This window comes from Paenibacillus sp. J31R122, from assembly GCF_056269185.1.
Genome location: NZ_JBWDNM010000005.1, coordinates 337693 through 351640, shown reverse-complemented (window position 1 = coordinate 351640; position 13948 = coordinate 337693). Strand labels below are relative to the sequence as shown.

Annotated in this window: 11 protein-coding genes, 1 pseudogene and 3 riboswitches; of the genes and pseudogenes, 7 read left to right on the top strand and 5 right to left on the bottom strand. The window is 45.7% G+C overall.

Annotation, left to right across the window (positions count from 1 at the left end; translation table 11 throughout):
- Window positions 1-314: 314 nt before the first annotated feature.
- On the bottom strand, window positions 315-782 hold the full coding sequence (locus AC0YN7_RS11285) for a hypothetical protein (protein WP_475810081.1): 468 nt from the start codon (window positions 780-782) through the stop codon (window positions 315-317).
- A gap of 110 nt (window positions 783-892) precedes the next feature.
- A riboswitch (cyclic di-AMP (ydaO/yuaA leader) is annotated at window positions 893-1068 on the bottom strand.
- A gap of 354 nt (window positions 1069-1422) precedes the next feature.
- A riboswitch (cyclic di-AMP (ydaO/yuaA leader) is annotated at window positions 1423-1623 on the top strand.
- 128 nt (window positions 1624-1751) lie between these two features.
- Window positions 1752-1944: riboswitch (cyclic di-AMP (ydaO/yuaA leader) on the top strand.
- A gap of 121 nt (window positions 1945-2065) precedes the next feature.
- On the opposite strand from AC0YN7_RS11285, the gene AC0YN7_RS11280 reads away from it, so the two are divergent.
- The 7 genes from AC0YN7_RS11280 to AC0YN7_RS11250 all read left to right on the top strand — a co-directional run bounded on the left by AC0YN7_RS11280 (window position 2066) and on the right by AC0YN7_RS11250 (window position 9955).
- Window positions 2066-2473, top strand: coding sequence for a hypothetical protein (locus tag AC0YN7_RS11280; protein ID WP_475810080.1), 408 nt, complete (start codon window positions 2066-2068; stop codon window positions 2471-2473).
- A gap of 145 nt (window positions 2474-2618) precedes the next feature.
- Complete coding sequence (locus tag AC0YN7_RS11275) at window positions 2619-2696, top strand: potassium-transporting ATPase subunit F (protein ID WP_475810133.1); 78 nt, start codon at window positions 2619-2621, stop codon at window positions 2694-2696.
- Window positions 2697-2737: 41 nt separating this feature from the next.
- Window positions 2738-4417, top strand: coding sequence for a potassium-transporting ATPase subunit KdpA (gene kdpA, locus AC0YN7_RS11270; RefSeq protein WP_475810079.1), 1680 nt, complete (start codon window positions 2738-2740; stop codon window positions 4415-4417).
- Window positions 4418-4436: 19 nt separating this feature from the next.
- The gene (gene kdpB / locus AC0YN7_RS11265) at window positions 4437-6467 is read left to right on the top strand and encodes a potassium-transporting ATPase subunit KdpB (RefSeq protein ID WP_475810078.1); all 2031 of its coding nucleotides are present in this window, start codon (window positions 4437-4439) and stop codon (window positions 6465-6467) included.
- A gap of 28 nt (window positions 6468-6495) precedes the next feature.
- The gene (gene kdpC, locus AC0YN7_RS11260; protein WP_475810077.1) at window positions 6496-7101 is read left to right on the top strand and encodes a potassium-transporting ATPase subunit KdpC; all 606 of its coding nucleotides are present in this window, start codon (window positions 6496-6498) and stop codon (window positions 7099-7101) included.
- 74 nt (window positions 7102-7175) lie between these two features.
- Complete coding sequence (locus AC0YN7_RS11255; protein ID WP_475810076.1) at window positions 7176-9518, top strand: histidine kinase; 2343 nt, start codon at window positions 7176-7178, stop codon at window positions 9516-9518.
- A gap of 38 nt (window positions 9519-9556) precedes the next feature.
- Window positions 9557-9955, top strand: a complete 399-nt coding sequence (locus AC0YN7_RS11250; protein WP_475810075.1) for a ribosomal maturation YjgA family protein — start codon at window positions 9557-9559, stop codon at window positions 9953-9955.
- 95 nt (window positions 9956-10050) lie between these two features.
- Here AC0YN7_RS11250 and tnpB read toward each other — a convergent pair whose 3' ends face one another.
- From tnpB to AC0YN7_RS11230, 4 genes and pseudogenes are all read right to left on the bottom strand, one after another.
- Window positions 10051-11250 (bottom strand): IS200/IS605 family element RNA-guided endonuclease TnpB, encoded by a 1200-nt coding sequence (tnpB, locus tag AC0YN7_RS11245; RefSeq protein WP_475810132.1) that lies wholly within the window; start codon window positions 11248-11250, stop codon window positions 10051-10053.
- A gap of 161 nt (window positions 11251-11411) precedes the next feature.
- Window positions 11412-11528, bottom strand: a pseudogene (locus tag AC0YN7_RS11240) (GTP-binding protein); the annotation flags it as partial.
- A 96-nt stretch (window positions 11529-11624) separates the two neighbouring features.
- Entirely contained in the window at window positions 11625-12158 is a 534-nt protein-coding gene (locus AC0YN7_RS11235; RefSeq protein WP_475810074.1) for a YceI family protein, read from the bottom strand.
- Window positions 12159-12379: 221 nt separating this feature from the next.
- Window positions 12380-13831, bottom strand: coding sequence for an MATE family efflux transporter (locus tag AC0YN7_RS11230; protein ID WP_475810073.1), 1452 nt, complete (start codon window positions 13829-13831; stop codon window positions 12380-12382).
- Window positions 13832-13948 lie beyond the last annotated feature (117 nt).

Sequence of the window (13948 nt, the reverse complement as noted above, 5' to 3'; positions counted from 1 at the left end):
CTAGTCGAAGCCCGCTCCTCGGTTCACTCGCCTTACACTTTAGAATCTGAGACTAATTTGACTCATTTTCTAATAAAGCCCTAATTAGTTCACTAAAGTGAATAGCCAGGTGTGCGTTCACTACCTCTTCCTACCTTACTCCTTACAGATCCTCTACCATAATTGTTGTCCGCCTCTTGAATAAGCCAATATCGGTACTTCAGCTAAAGACCTTGCCTTAAACCCGGGGTCGCAAAACTTTATTCGCTCCTTGCGCAAACAAGAGGGGCTTTCATTTGGGCAGTATCGCGTGAAAACGAGAATAAGCTAGTCTTTTAGAAAGCATAATAGGACTGCGAAAGATGAATTAAATAGGATCGATCCAGCATCTCATCATCTATAATAGGTTCATGAAATACGGTTCGCCTGTACAGGTTATCAGCTAAGTCTGACAAGGCAGATTTAACAAGATCGGTTCTATCCTGCCCCCATGCCTCAGCGTGAGATTGTACAAACACAAGCGCATCCGGTACGGAGAGGCCCTTGAGATGGTTGAAAACGGATGCCCATTGGACCAAATCCGAATATTTCTTCTCACATGGAAGTATATATTCACCCCAGCCATTAATGCTGCCGCTGGCGATTTTCAATAGTCCGCAATTGCTTCCGCCATTGATTTCGGGCATCTGTTTCTCGATCGTCCTGCAGTCAAACCGATAGATTTCCATTAAGCCAACTCTACAGTTCTTCAAGTAGTCACTATGTATAGCAGGCAGAGGTTTAGTGATATTCAATGCTGCCACTCTTCTTTCTCCATTAATTTGATATAAAATAGCACGCAAAGAAGCCCCTGAGCAGAGAAACTCTGCACACGGGCTTCTCTCGCATCATCATGCAAAGAAAGTACGGGTAGCGGTTCTCTCACAATACGCTTACGAGGTTAGCTGACGGATTCGGGCTTGCGAGCGCCCTACCTGCTACATGCTTTCAGCATGCCTTACAGGATTCACCCCATGAAGGATTCTAACTTACGAATACCTTCGTTTGGATCCCCCGCATCCCTATTCGGGATTTATGCGTTTCGGATAAGCAACTGCCTATCCTAATTTGATTCGGTATAGTATTGAACTGAATATTACTCCGGTAGTATAAAAATGTAAACTGTAATTTGAGCATTTTTTGCTTATTATTTGATCAATTTAGTCAATGAAAGCGTATTAATCCACATCATGCCCTTATTATCTACCACAATGCTTCTCCAAGCTGACTATTTTGCGATATGCGAGAGATACCGAGATAATAGCAGCTACAAGGAGCATATAAGGGTTGTGATAGTTATAAGATCCATCTGAATACCGTTTATTGTCAAATTTGAATCTTGGTGATTCTTTACAGGAATTTTTGTCAGGCGTATGATTCATCTCAGGATTCATACAACGATTCCTTGTTAGAACGCTTAATTTCCATTTAGGAAAACGGGGGAACCACATGAAAGTGTTGCACAGACGGTGTGAGAGCTGTTCTGGTGTGATGCTTGGGGTGAATCCCGGTCTCTGGAACGCATATCGTTCCCCAAGACTGGGTAGGGCGACTCTCACCGCCCGAATCCGTCAGCTAACCTCGTAAGCGTGGTATAGGCAGCAGCCATAAATGAGATTCATTTGGCAAGTGCTGCTTTGGAGAGAGAGGATGATGAGGCTTGTAATCGGAAGCTACGACCACAGGGCGTAAGGGCTGTGGTTTCTTAAAATATAGAAAATACGTTTCACCATGCATCTTAATCGCTGAATCCTTGAGCAAAGGAACGGGGGAACCAACAGCAGCCATGATACTTGAAGTCCTTAATAGGGACAATGTATCTGGCGCATGGGGTGAATCCTATGTGCAAGCTACTTGCGCATAGGTAGGGCGACTCTCACGCCCGAATCCGACAGCTAACCTCGCAAGCGTATCGAGAGAGGCAACGACTATCGTGCGAAAGACACGGGTTTATTTCCTGTGCCTTCAGAAGCCGCGAGAAGAGTTCCTCTTCTTGCAGGCTTCTTTTTTGTTGTCTTCTCTTCAATTAATCAGGAGGAGAATCGAAATGAAAGATCCAGAATGCATTCTTGTATCCGCACCGAACAACACAGGGGAAGGCTTCATTCGTCACCTAATTACTCAAGGTTTTCCTATCGCCGCTATCGCGAACAACTCAGAAGAAAAGCGAAGAATGGAATTACTTGGGGTGAAGCACATCCTAATAGTAGATACGAAAGATATAAATACTTGGGCTATACCGGATTTTTCTGTAGGTAAAGTATTCCTATTCGAAAGAAGCTTTACCCTTTGCTGCCGATATATTCAGATCTGTCGGAAATGGACGGCTAAGCCGATTTACGTCATCACACACACGAATAACCCGCGCATGATCTATAAAGCTGTGGGAGCGAATTATATCATCCATACCACTAGCAGCGAGGTCTCGTTTCTAGGTAGAACGCTTATCGAATAATCGGATTTAATAATTAAAAATACGGGGAGTGAACGTACATGTTAGATGTGTACATGGTATTGATTCTAGCCGCGACCTTTGGGTTATTTTCCGCATTTTTATTTTGGTGCGAACGCGTTATTCAGGATGCGGGAGGCGAACGAAAATGATCATCGTCTACATTTTTACGGTGTTTATCTTTGTATACCTGGGTTACGCCTTAATAAATCCGGAGAAATTTTAGTCTAATTTTCAACAAAGCTCTCTGAGGAGGATATGTAAAACATGGGCATTTTTCAAATTGCTATCGTTATTATCATATTGGTGCTGCTCGTTAAACCTTTGGGCACCTATTTGTTTCATGTATTCTCAAACGAAGAAAACCGGACGGATAAGTGGTTCTCCTTTGCGGAACGCCCCATTTACTGGCTGCTCGGTTTGAAAGAACGCAAAGGCATGACCTGGAAGGTTTACGCGCTTAGCTTTATCATTACGAACATCGTGCTCGTTGCCTTGGGTTATTTGATATTACGGATGCAGAAGTTTTTGCCTCTTAATCCGAACGGCATCGACAACATGGAACAAACGTTGTCATTCAATACGATTATCAGCTTTATGACCAATACGAACCTTCAACATTACAGCGGAGAAACCGGCTTGTCCTACTTCTCGCAAATGGCTGTCATTACAATGCTGATGTTTACCTCCGCCGCAACAGGCTTATGTGTCGCTATTGCATTCATAAGGGCGATTACGAGCAAGGGCGGAACGATAGGAAATTTCTTTCAAGACTTTGTAAAAGCGCATGTTCGCGTATTTTTACCGCTTGCTTTCATCGTCATGTTAGCGCTTGTGGCGCTTCAGGTTCCGCAAACGCTCGATTCTACATTAAAGGTAACGACCTTGGAAGGTGCTGAGCAGCAAATTGCGATCGGTCCGGTCGCTTCTCTGGAATCTATTAAGCATCTCGGAACGAACGGCGGAGGTTTTTTTGGAGTGAACTCCGCTCATCCATTTGAAAATCCGAATCCACTTACTAACGTGATCCATATTTTATCGATGTGGTGCTTATCGGCCGCACTGCCGTATACGTTCGGATTATTTGCCAAAAACCGCAAGCAGGGCTGGGTTATTTTCTCGGCTATGTTGATTTTGTTTCTTGTATTCTTATCTCTCAATTATTTCTCTGAGACAAAAGGTAGCCCTGTTATGAACGAGCTTGGTATTGATGCCTCCCAGGGCAGCATGGAGGGTAAAGAGGTTCGTTTCGGTATTGCTCAATCTAGTCTATTCACAACCGTAACCACAGCAGCGACAACAGGAAGTGTCAACAATATGCATGATACGCAGACGCCGCTTGGCAGCATTACACCTCTAGCACTAATGATGCTGAACAATGTTTTCGGAGGCAAGGGTGTTGGACTGATTAACATGCTGATGTACGCGGTTCTGGCCGTATTCCTTGCCGGTTTAATGGTCGGAAGGACACCGGAATTTCTCGGAAGGAAGATCGAAGCTCGCGAAATGAAACTGATCGCGATTGTCATTTTGGTCCATCCGTTCATCATCCTAGCGCCAACAGCGCTCGCGCTGGCTACAGATGTCGGAACGGCCGCCATTACGAATCCTTCCTATCACGGCGTAACGCAGGTGCTGTATGAGTATGTCTCTTCTGCGGCCAACAACGGATCGGGATTCGAAGGGCTTGGCGACAATACACCTTATTGGAACATTTCCACCGGACTCGTTATGCTGTTCGGGCGCTACATTTCAATGATCGCCATGCTGGCTGTTGCCGCCTCTCTCCAGCGCAAGCAATGGGTTCCAGAGACGATCGGTACGTTCCGTACAGATAACAAATTGTTTACAGGCATTTTGGTAGGAACCGTGTTAATTATCGGGGCCCTTACATTCTTTCCGGCAATTGTTCTTGGACCCATTGCCGAATATTTGACGATCCGTTAAGGGAAGGTGAACTTTACTCATGAGTACGAATAGAAAAAACTTATTAACCGCCAATATTATGAAAAATGCGGCCAAAAATAGCGTTGTAAAGCTGAGCCCTGCCACGATGATGAAAAATCCAGTCATGTTTGTAGTCGAAATCGGAACATTGGTCGTGTTGTTAATGATTATATTCCCCAGATATTTCGGAACTGAGGATAGCATCGGCTTCAACTTGACCGTGTTCCTGATTCTGCTCTTCACCCTCCTGTTCGCTAACTTTGCCGAAGCACTCGCGGAGGGCCGAGGAAAGGCGCAAGCCGACTCCTTAAAGCGGTCGAAGAAAGAAATTACGGCAAACAAAATCATGAACGGCGTAATGAAACAAGTGCCGTCCACCGAGCTTCGTAAAGGCGATATCGTTGTCGTTGTACAAGGCGAAATGATTCCAGGGGACGGAGAAGTTATTGAAGGTCTCGCATCCGTTGATGAATCAGCCATTACAGGTGAATCCGCGCCGGTTATCAAAGAATCCGGCGGTGATTTCAGCTCAGTGACGGGCGGTACCCGGGTTGTGAGTGATAAGATCAAAGTGAAGATTACAAGTGATCCTGGTGAGTCGTTTATCGACCGGATGATCGGACTGGTAGAAGGCGCTAAGCGTCAAAAAACGCCGAATGAGCTTGCGCTGAACACCCTGCTCACGAGCCTAACACTGATTTTTCTCATTGTTGTCGTAACGCTTGCGCCCACTGCCCGCTATTTAGAAATTAATTTAGAAATTCCCGTATTGATTTCATTGCTTGTATGTCTCATTCCAACAACAATCGGCGGGCTGCTGTCAGCCATTGGGATCGCGGGAATGGACCGTGTTACACAGTTTAATGTGTTGGCCATGTCAGGTAAAGCGGTCGAGGCCTCAGGCGATATTAATACGATGATTTTAGATAAAACAGGTACAATTACATTCGGTAACCGGATGGCGAGTGAATTCATACCAGTTAGTGAGATGAATGTCGGCACATTAGGCGAATGGGCAGCAGTCAGCTCCCTAAAAGACGAAACGCCTGAAGGACGCTCCGTACTGGAACTTATGAGCAAGAAAGGGTTAACGTTCAACCTTCCGCTTGCTGAAGGCGGACAATTCATCGAGTTTAAAGCTGAAACCCGCATGAGCGGCATGGATTTGATCGATGGCCGCAAGGTGCGTAAAGGCGCTGTCGATGCGGTGAAAAAATGGGTGGTATCGCAAGGCGGCACCGTTCCCGCGGATTTGAGCTCCAAAAGTGACGCCATCGCATCAGTAGGTGGTACGCCGCTTGCAGTTGCGGTAGATAATCAAATTTTCGGATTGATTTATTTAAAGGATACTGTGAAGCCAGGTATGAAAGAACGTTTCGAACAGCTCCGTAAAATGGGTATCAAGACGATCATGTGTACAGGAGATAATCCGCTGACGGCAGCGACGATCGCTCGTGAAGCAGGAGTCGACGAGTTCATCGCGGAGAGCACGCCAGAGGATAAAATTGCCGTCATTCGCAGGGAACAGGCCGAAGGAAAACTAGTCGCAATGACTGGCGATGGCACAAACGACGCTCCAGCACTTGCGCAAGCTGATGTAGGTATTGCGATGAACAGCGGTACTGTAGCGGCTAAGGAAGCCGCCAACATGATTGATTTGGACTCCGATCCTTCCAAAATAATTGAAGTAGTCGCGATCGGCAAGCAGCTGCTTATGACACGCGGCGCCCTGACAACCTTCAGTATCGCAAATGACGTGGCAAAGTATTTTGCTATCATACCGGCTATGTTTATGCTCGCAATTCCGCAGATGGAAGCCCTCAACCTCATGAAGCTCGGTTCACCGTATTCGGCTATTTTGTCTGCGCTGATTTTCAACGCAATTATTATCCCTCTTCTTATCCCGCTGGCGATGAGAGGCGTCAAATACAAACCGATGAGCTCCACAAAGCTCCTGCAGCGCAATCTGCTACTTTATGGACTTGGCGGTGTCGTTGTTCCGTTCATTGGGATCAAACTGATTGACCTTATCGTTCATATTTGGATTTAGCACGAAATAATGAAAGGGATGAAATAAAATGAGTAAAGCAGCAAATAACGGGTCGGAAACGGCCCACTTGTCCTTTGGCGTTGTAATTCGAATCAGCCTCGTATTTTTCGTCTTGTGTGGCATTATTTATCCGTTAGTTAGTACGGGTGTCGCCCAACTGGTGATGCCTGCTAACGCAAATGGCAGTATAATCAAAAATAGCGAAGGTGTAATTATAGGATCAGAGCTCATCGGACAGAAGTTTACTGATCCGAGTTATTTCCAAGGCAGGATTTCCAGCATCGATTATAAAGCGGAAGCTTCTGGCACGAACAACTATGGGCCTTCTAATCCAGATCTGTTGAAGCGGACGCAGGATTCCATCACTGAATGGAAGTCGAATAACCCAGATGTTCCGGTAAGTAAGCTACCAATCGCCCTCATCACCAACTCGGGCTCGGGGCTTGATCCCCATATCACTCCTGAATCGGCGTACGTGCAGGTGCCGCGCATTAGCAAGCTGCTCGGCATCTCCGAAGACGAGCTGAATAAGCTGGTGGATACACATACGGAAGGCCGCGATCTTGGAGTGTTCGGCGAGCCGCGTGTGAATGTACTACAGTTGAACTTAGCGTTGAAAGAATGGACAAAATAATGTAGGGCCATAAAGTCAGGAGAGGCACACCCTTTCCAGACTTTTTCTTTCGCTCAGGGTAGGAGGAGCTTCCAATGGAGAGCTTTAAACGCAAGTCGCCTGAAGAAATTTTATTGTCTATTTCGAAGCTGCACAGCGGTCGGTTGAAGGTCTATATCGGGGCGATTAGCGGCTCCGGGAAAACCTATCACATGCTTCGGGAAGGCTGCGCGCTTCATGCGCAGGGAATCGATGTCGTAATCTGCGCGGTGTCCACGATGCAGCGTCCCGAGACGGTGGAGCAGGTTGGAAGCCTCGAACGGGTTCCGAGCATTCATTGGTATAAGAACGGTAAGGAGAAAAAGGATTTAAATCTGGATGCCCTCATTGCGCGGAATCCTGAGGTTGTGCTGGTTGATGATCTAGCCCATCACAACCGTAACGGCGCCCAGTTCGCTACGCGGCTGGAGGATATTCGTCATCTGCTCAGCTATGGAATCAGTATCATTACTACCGTTAACGTATACGAGCTGGATGGCGCGAAAGATCTGGTGAAAAAGCTAGTAGGCATTGAGGCTGAAAATACCGTCCCTTCGGACACTCTTGAAGGAGCGGACGAAGTCGTGCTCATTGACGTCACGCCTGAAACGCTGTTGAATCGGGCGGCTGAAGGATATGTGCGTGACGGTAATTTCTTCAAACGGGGCAATCTCGCTGTGCTCCGAGAGCTTTCGCTGCGTTTGGTTGCGGAGGGCGTTAATGATTCCCTAGAAAAACACAGAGAGCAACTGGGCCTGGTCGGCCCCTCGGGCGCGTCTGAACGGATTTTAGTCTCTGCCCAATATCATTGGAACGGTTCAATCTACGTGCGCAGAGGACAGCAAATGGCGAAACGCCTGAACGGTGATTTGCTTGTGTCCACATTCATTAGTCCGAGAACGGAGTTAAGTAGGGAAGCAGCCACTCTTAAGCACTCGATTATGAAGCTGGTTGAAAAGGTTGGAGGAGAGTTTAAAGAGCTTCCCTTGCCGTCTCGCAGAACTCTGCCTGATGTCCTTGTTCAATTTGCTTTGGATAATAATGTGACGAGAATCGTGATTGGACATTCTAAACAAACCCGTTGGCAAGAGTTTTGGCAGGGTTCTATTGTACAAGACATTTTGAACAAAACGAGAAATATCGACATCTTCGTCGTTGCCGACCGTGCCGATCATGAAGGGGAACGGATTCTGCCAGCAAGGCTATCCAAGCCGGACGATAAAACCGAGCCATTCCGGCGTTTAAGTCCGCAACAATTAGAGCGGAAAATCCAACAAATTAAACGCGGTCAATTTAAAATATATGTCGGCGCAGCTCCCGGGGTTGGAAAAACTTACACCATGCTGCGTGATGGGAACGATTTGCAAAAGAAAGGAGTGAACGTAATGATCGGCCTGCTTGAGACGCATGGCCGATCAGAGACGTTGGCTCAGGTCGGAGCGCTGGACACGATTCCGCGAAAAGTGATCGACTACCGCGGCACACGATTGGAAGAAATGGATACCGAAGAAATAATAAGGCGTTGTCCCGATGTCGTGCTTGTCGATGAACTGGCGCACACCAACATTCCAGAGAGCAAGAACAAAAAGCGGTACGAGGTTGTTCTAGAAATTTTGGCCGCGGGCATATCCGTCATTTCCACTATGAACGTACAGCACGTGGAAAGCTTGAATGATGCGGTAGAGCAAATTACCGGTGTGCGGGTGCGGGAGACTGTGCCGGATTATATTTTACGGCTAGCTGACGAGGTTCAATTAATCGACGTTACCCCGCAATCGCTCCAGCAGCGGATGAAATCAGGGAAAATTTACGCTATGGACAAAATCGATCAATCGCTCGGAAACTTTTTTAAAACCGGTAATTTGATTGCGCTTCGGGAGCTGGCGTTGCGTGAAATCGCTGATGATGTAGACGAACGGCTGGAAGCGTGGGCGAACAAAAACTCGCTTCGTGGTCCATGGCGCAGAAAAGAAGTCATTTATGTTTGCGTGGACAGCTCGCAGCATGCGGAAAGATTGATTCGCAGAGGCTTCCGAACCGCGTACAGACTTAAGGCCCCTTGGTATGTTGTATTTGTACAGCTCAGTACGGCAGAGACAGCAGAAACATCACAGCGTCTAGATGTGATTCGCAAATTGACTGATCGTCTCGGCGGATCATTCGAAGTGCTGAACACCGACCGAAGGAAACAGATTCCTGAGGTTTTAATAAGGAAGGCCAATGAATATAAAGCGACCCAGATTATCATCGGGCAAACTAAGTATTCGTTCTGGAAAAATGTATGCAGGAGCTCCATTGTAAGAAAGCTTCTTCGATTGGCAAGGCATATGGATTTGCATGTTATTGCGGATTACGGCCTCACGAATCAGGCAACGCAGGAATACTCCGGAAAAGGTTGAACTATACAAAGCAGGAAGCTGCCTTGAGGAGGATGAATGTGAGAGCCAGACTTATTTATTTGATCGCAGCTGTAGCCGTTATTATTCTCGGCATGAGTACGAGAGTATTTGCTGAGGTGTTGCCCACGTTCGTTGCCGACAACTTCGGAGATGCATTATGGGCGAGTATGATATATTTTGGAGTTCGAGTGCTGCTCGCCCATAAGAAGTTATATTGGTCAGTTGGAATCAGTCTGCTATTTTGCTTTGCCATAGAATGCAGCCAGATCTATCAAGCAGACTGGATTAACGCTATTCGAAATACCGTATTAGGCGGTTTGGTGCTGGGCCATGGCTTTTTATTCGTCGATTTAATCCGATATAGCTTTGGCGTGTTGTGTTCTTATTTAATAGATAGGTTTATCAATCATCTCGCGAATCGAATATCCCAATCATAGCGCTACAAGCCTGTAAGTGCCTTGCGTACAGTTGAACTACTCGTCACTAAAGTAACGAGATTCCTAAGAACTTCACCCTAACGGGCAAATGTGGATTAGGCTATCCCCGTAGTCCCTACGGTTAGAAGCCTTATGGCTTCGTTTTTTAAATTCATACTTGCGTTTAGATCTCGATCATGACGGCTTCCGCAACTTGGGCAAGTCCATTCACGCAACGCGAGATTCTTTACGTCTTTGTTTTTTGCTCCACAGCAGGAGCAGAGCTGGCTGCTCGCAAAGTTTCGTTCGACAGCTACGACTTGTTTGCCATACCAGCTTGCTTTATATGCTAGCATCCTGCGGAACTCCGACCAGGATACTTCACTAATGGCTTTGGCAAGGTTTGCGTTTTTTAAAAGGTTTTTTACAGCTAAATCTTCAATTCCGATGATGTCGTGGTTTTTGACGATCTCGGTAGAGATTTTATGCAAATAATCGTTTCGTGCATGGGCAATTCGCTCATGGATTCGAGCAACCCGAATACGTTGCTTGTGCCAATTGGCTGATCCTTTTATTCTTTTGGAGAGAATGTGCTGGGCTTTTGCTAATTTGCTTTCCAATTGGCGGAACCATTTCGGATTATCATAGCTGGTTCTATCACTAACAACGGCAAAATCTTTCAAGCCTACATCTACACCGCAAGCGGAATTTGTTTTAGGAAACGCCTCTACCTCTGTTTCTGCGAGTAGCGAAATGAACGTTTTACCGCTCGGTTTACAGCGAATCGTTGCGTTTATTATTCGTCCTTCGACTTCACGGCTTTTAGCAAAGCGAACCCGTCCCAATTTGGGCAGTTTGATGTGATTGCCCGACACGGCAATGTTTCCATTGGTTTGCTTCGTCGTGTACGACTGTACTGGATTCTTTTTACTTTTAAACCGAGGTTCATCATTTTGCTTTTTGTAAAAACGTGTATACGAATCACTTAGCTTTTCAACCGACTTTTGCAGCGCAATACTGTCTACTTCCTTTAAGAAAGGGTAATGTCTTTTTAGTTCTCGCACGGCTTTAATAGCGTTATATTTATTAAAGAATTGACCTTTCCATTCATTTGAAGGCAGTTGACCACTTTGCCTCATGTCTTCTACGATATGCCAATAGGCATCTTGTTCTTGTTGTTTGGCCAGAAAGAAATTAAATACAAAACGTGTACAGCCCAACGTTTTATTAATGAGCGTAATTTGTTCTTGGTTTGGATAGATGCGAAATTTATAGGCTTTATGAATGAGGTTTCTTTTGGCAAGATCTGACGGAATCGTGTTTTCCTTAAGAATATCGCGACTAGGAATCAATCCCATCACCTCCTTTGGAAATAGATACCTTGATTATAGAACATATGTGCCCATTTGAAAACAAAAAACGGATTCATCTCATCACTGAAGTAACGAGTGTTCTCCGTTTAATTATAAAATGTATCCTACAGAAAATCGACATGCACAGGTGTATCCACGAGATTGACCGTAACCCCCTGCCATGTGAACCTAGTAGCTGCCGCCCGCACCAAAATACCGCGTGCCCGCTCTACTTCTAACCAATCCGTCTGCGCCGCTTACAAGAATCCAAGACAAACAAAAAAACGGTTCATCAGGCATCGGCCCAATAAACCGTTTCTTGAAAAAGCTAATGATCGTTAAGCTTGGTGCGACGCTTCGATTTCAATTGAAATTTTCACTTCATCGCCGATCAATACGCCGCCTGTTTCAAGCGCTGCATTATAAGTTAAGCCGTAATCACTGCGTTTGAGGCTTCCGAGTGCGCTGAATCCGACCTTACCATTGCCCCAAGGATCTTTTCCCGCGCCCTCAAACGTTGCGGCAAACTTCTCAGAGCGAGTTACGCCATGCAGAGTCACATCTCCGACAATGGAATATTCACCGTCATCTGTTTTATTTATTGAAGTAGCAGTGAACGTAAGAACGGGGAACTTCTCAATCTCAAAAAAGTCTGCGGAGCGCAGATGCGCGTCACGGTCATTATTGCGGGTGTCAACACTGCTTAGATCAATGCTGAAAGCAATTTCAGCCGAAGTCATATCATGAGCATCAGCAAAGATGTTTGCCTCAAATTTCTCGAATCTGCCTTTTACCTTTGCAATCATCATATGCTTTACCGTAAAGTCGATGCTGCTGTGCGCTGTATCAACCGTCCACTGTGATTTAGCCATTTTTAATTCCTCCAAATTAGTATTTGTTTTTAGTTTGCAACTTACTAACTTTTTATAATGTACTAACTTAAATAATGTATATGTGTATATTATTGTACGGTCCCAATTTTGTCAATCACATTTATTACAAATTTTAGATAGAAGATTACATTAGAAAAAAAGACCACCCAGAACCTTTACGTTATACGTATGGTTCAGGTGGTCTCTTTATTCGCTAGTGACTATATTGCAGCTGTCCCTTGCTTCTTATGGTCGTGCTTAACTAGAGCATGCCTCTCCCAAGCTCGACTCTTCCATCTAAAATACATGATTACCGCGCGCATCCATTCATCCGCCGCAATCGCGAGCCAAATGCCAGCCAGCCCTAAATCTAACGTAAAGATTAGGAAATAACCGAGCGGAAGGCTCATCGCAACCATCGAGCCCATCCCGATCCAGAGCGGAAATTTCGCATCTCCCGCCGCGCGCAACGAATTGATGATCACAATGTTGATCGTCCGACCGGTTTCCAGCACAATACTGAGCAGCAGCACATTGACTCCAAGACGAATGATTTCCTCGTCATCTGTGAACATTCGCATCAAAGGCTCACGGAACGCAATGACAAGCAGAACAGCAAACAAGGTTACCCCGCTGGCCCAGCGCACACTTTTCCATACACGATGATACGCCTCTGTTTGTTCATTAGCGCCAATCAGTCTTCCGACTATGATTGCTGTTCCCATACCAATCGCGAATGCAAACAAGTACGTAAACATGGATATATTATTTGCATAGTTTTTCGCCGCAAGTGAAGCTGCTCCAAGAAACGTCGCATAATATAAGAAGACGATTTGGCAAGCCTGATACATAACCTGCTCTAGCGCTGACGGAACGCCAATTTTCAATATTTTACCGATGTACTCCTTCGATAGCGAGATATAATAGCGAAGCTCCAACTTAACAGCCATGATACGGTAAAGTATCCAGAAAAATACGATCAATGCAAGCCCGCGGCTTATGACCGATGAGATCGCCGCCCCTTGCACACCCATCTCCGGAAATCCGAAATGACCGAATATTAACGCATAATTTCCAATAATATGAATGACGTTCATCCCTAGCGATACAAGCATCGCTTCCTTCGTGAAGCCATGAACACGAATGATGGCAGATACCGAGTTAATAATCGCCTGCAGGAAGATCATCCCGCCTACAATGGCCAAATAACTTTTGGCGTACTCTAAAATGTCGCCGTGCAGGTTAAGTGTCTGCAACAGCTGTCCGCCAAATAAAACAAAAGATAGACTTATCACTAGCCCTACCAATAAATTAAGCGTAATCGCTAACGCTGATATTTTCGCAGCTTCCACAAATCTTCGAGAGCCGATATATTGCGCTACGACAATGGAGGCACCATTGCCGATAACTTCTAATAGTAGAATAGCAATATGCAAATATTGGTTTGCCGCCCCGACGCCTGAAACCGCATTATCCGAAATGGCGCTTAACATAAGCGTGTCGGCAATCCCCATCAGCATAAATAGAAAGATTTCTAAAAATATAGGCCAGGTTAAGAAAAAGAGATTAATTCTCTTTTGTTCCCCCTCTCCTTGCCCTTGCCCTTGTTCTTTATGAGCCGCTACCAAGATGTCACCTTCTTCTTTAAAATAAAGCACAAGGTATCGTAGCATATCAGGGCTATTAATGCACGTAATAGAGAGCTATTTACAATAAACAAATAGTGGCAGGCTAGCATTTCATACCAAAAAGACTGTGCCTCTGTCGTCTGTACGACCTCGGAACAGCCT

What these genes read in the sequence shown, in the direction of transcription:
- AC0YN7_RS11275 (WP_475810133.1), top strand. Translation starts at nt 2,619, where the DNA reads ATGATCATCGTCTACATTTTTACGGTGTTTATCTTTGTATACCTGGGT.
- AC0YN7_RS11230 (WP_475810073.1), bottom strand. Translation starts at nt 13,831, where the DNA reads ATGCTACGATACCTTGTGCTTTATTTTAAAGAAGAAGGTGACATCTTG.
- kdpC (WP_475810077.1), top strand. Translation starts at nt 6,496, where the DNA reads ATGAGTAAAGCAGCAAATAACGGGTCGGAAACGGCCCACTTGTCCTTT.
- kdpA (WP_475810079.1), top strand. Translation starts at nt 2,738, where the DNA reads ATGGGCATTTTTCAAATTGCTATCGTTATTATCATATTGGTGCTGCTC.
- AC0YN7_RS11255 (WP_475810076.1), top strand. Translation starts at nt 7,176, where the DNA reads ATGGAGAGCTTTAAACGCAAGTCGCCTGAAGAAATTTTATTGTCTATT.
- AC0YN7_RS11280 (WP_475810080.1), top strand. Translation starts at nt 2,066, where the DNA reads ATGAAAGATCCAGAATGCATTCTTGTATCCGCACCGAACAACACAGGG.
- AC0YN7_RS11235 (WP_475810074.1), bottom strand. Translation starts at nt 12,158, where the DNA reads ATGGCTAAATCACAGTGGACGGTTGATACAGCGCACAGCAGCATCGAC.
- kdpB (WP_475810078.1), top strand. Translation starts at nt 4,437, where the DNA reads ATGAGTACGAATAGAAAAAACTTATTAACCGCCAATATTATGAAAAAT.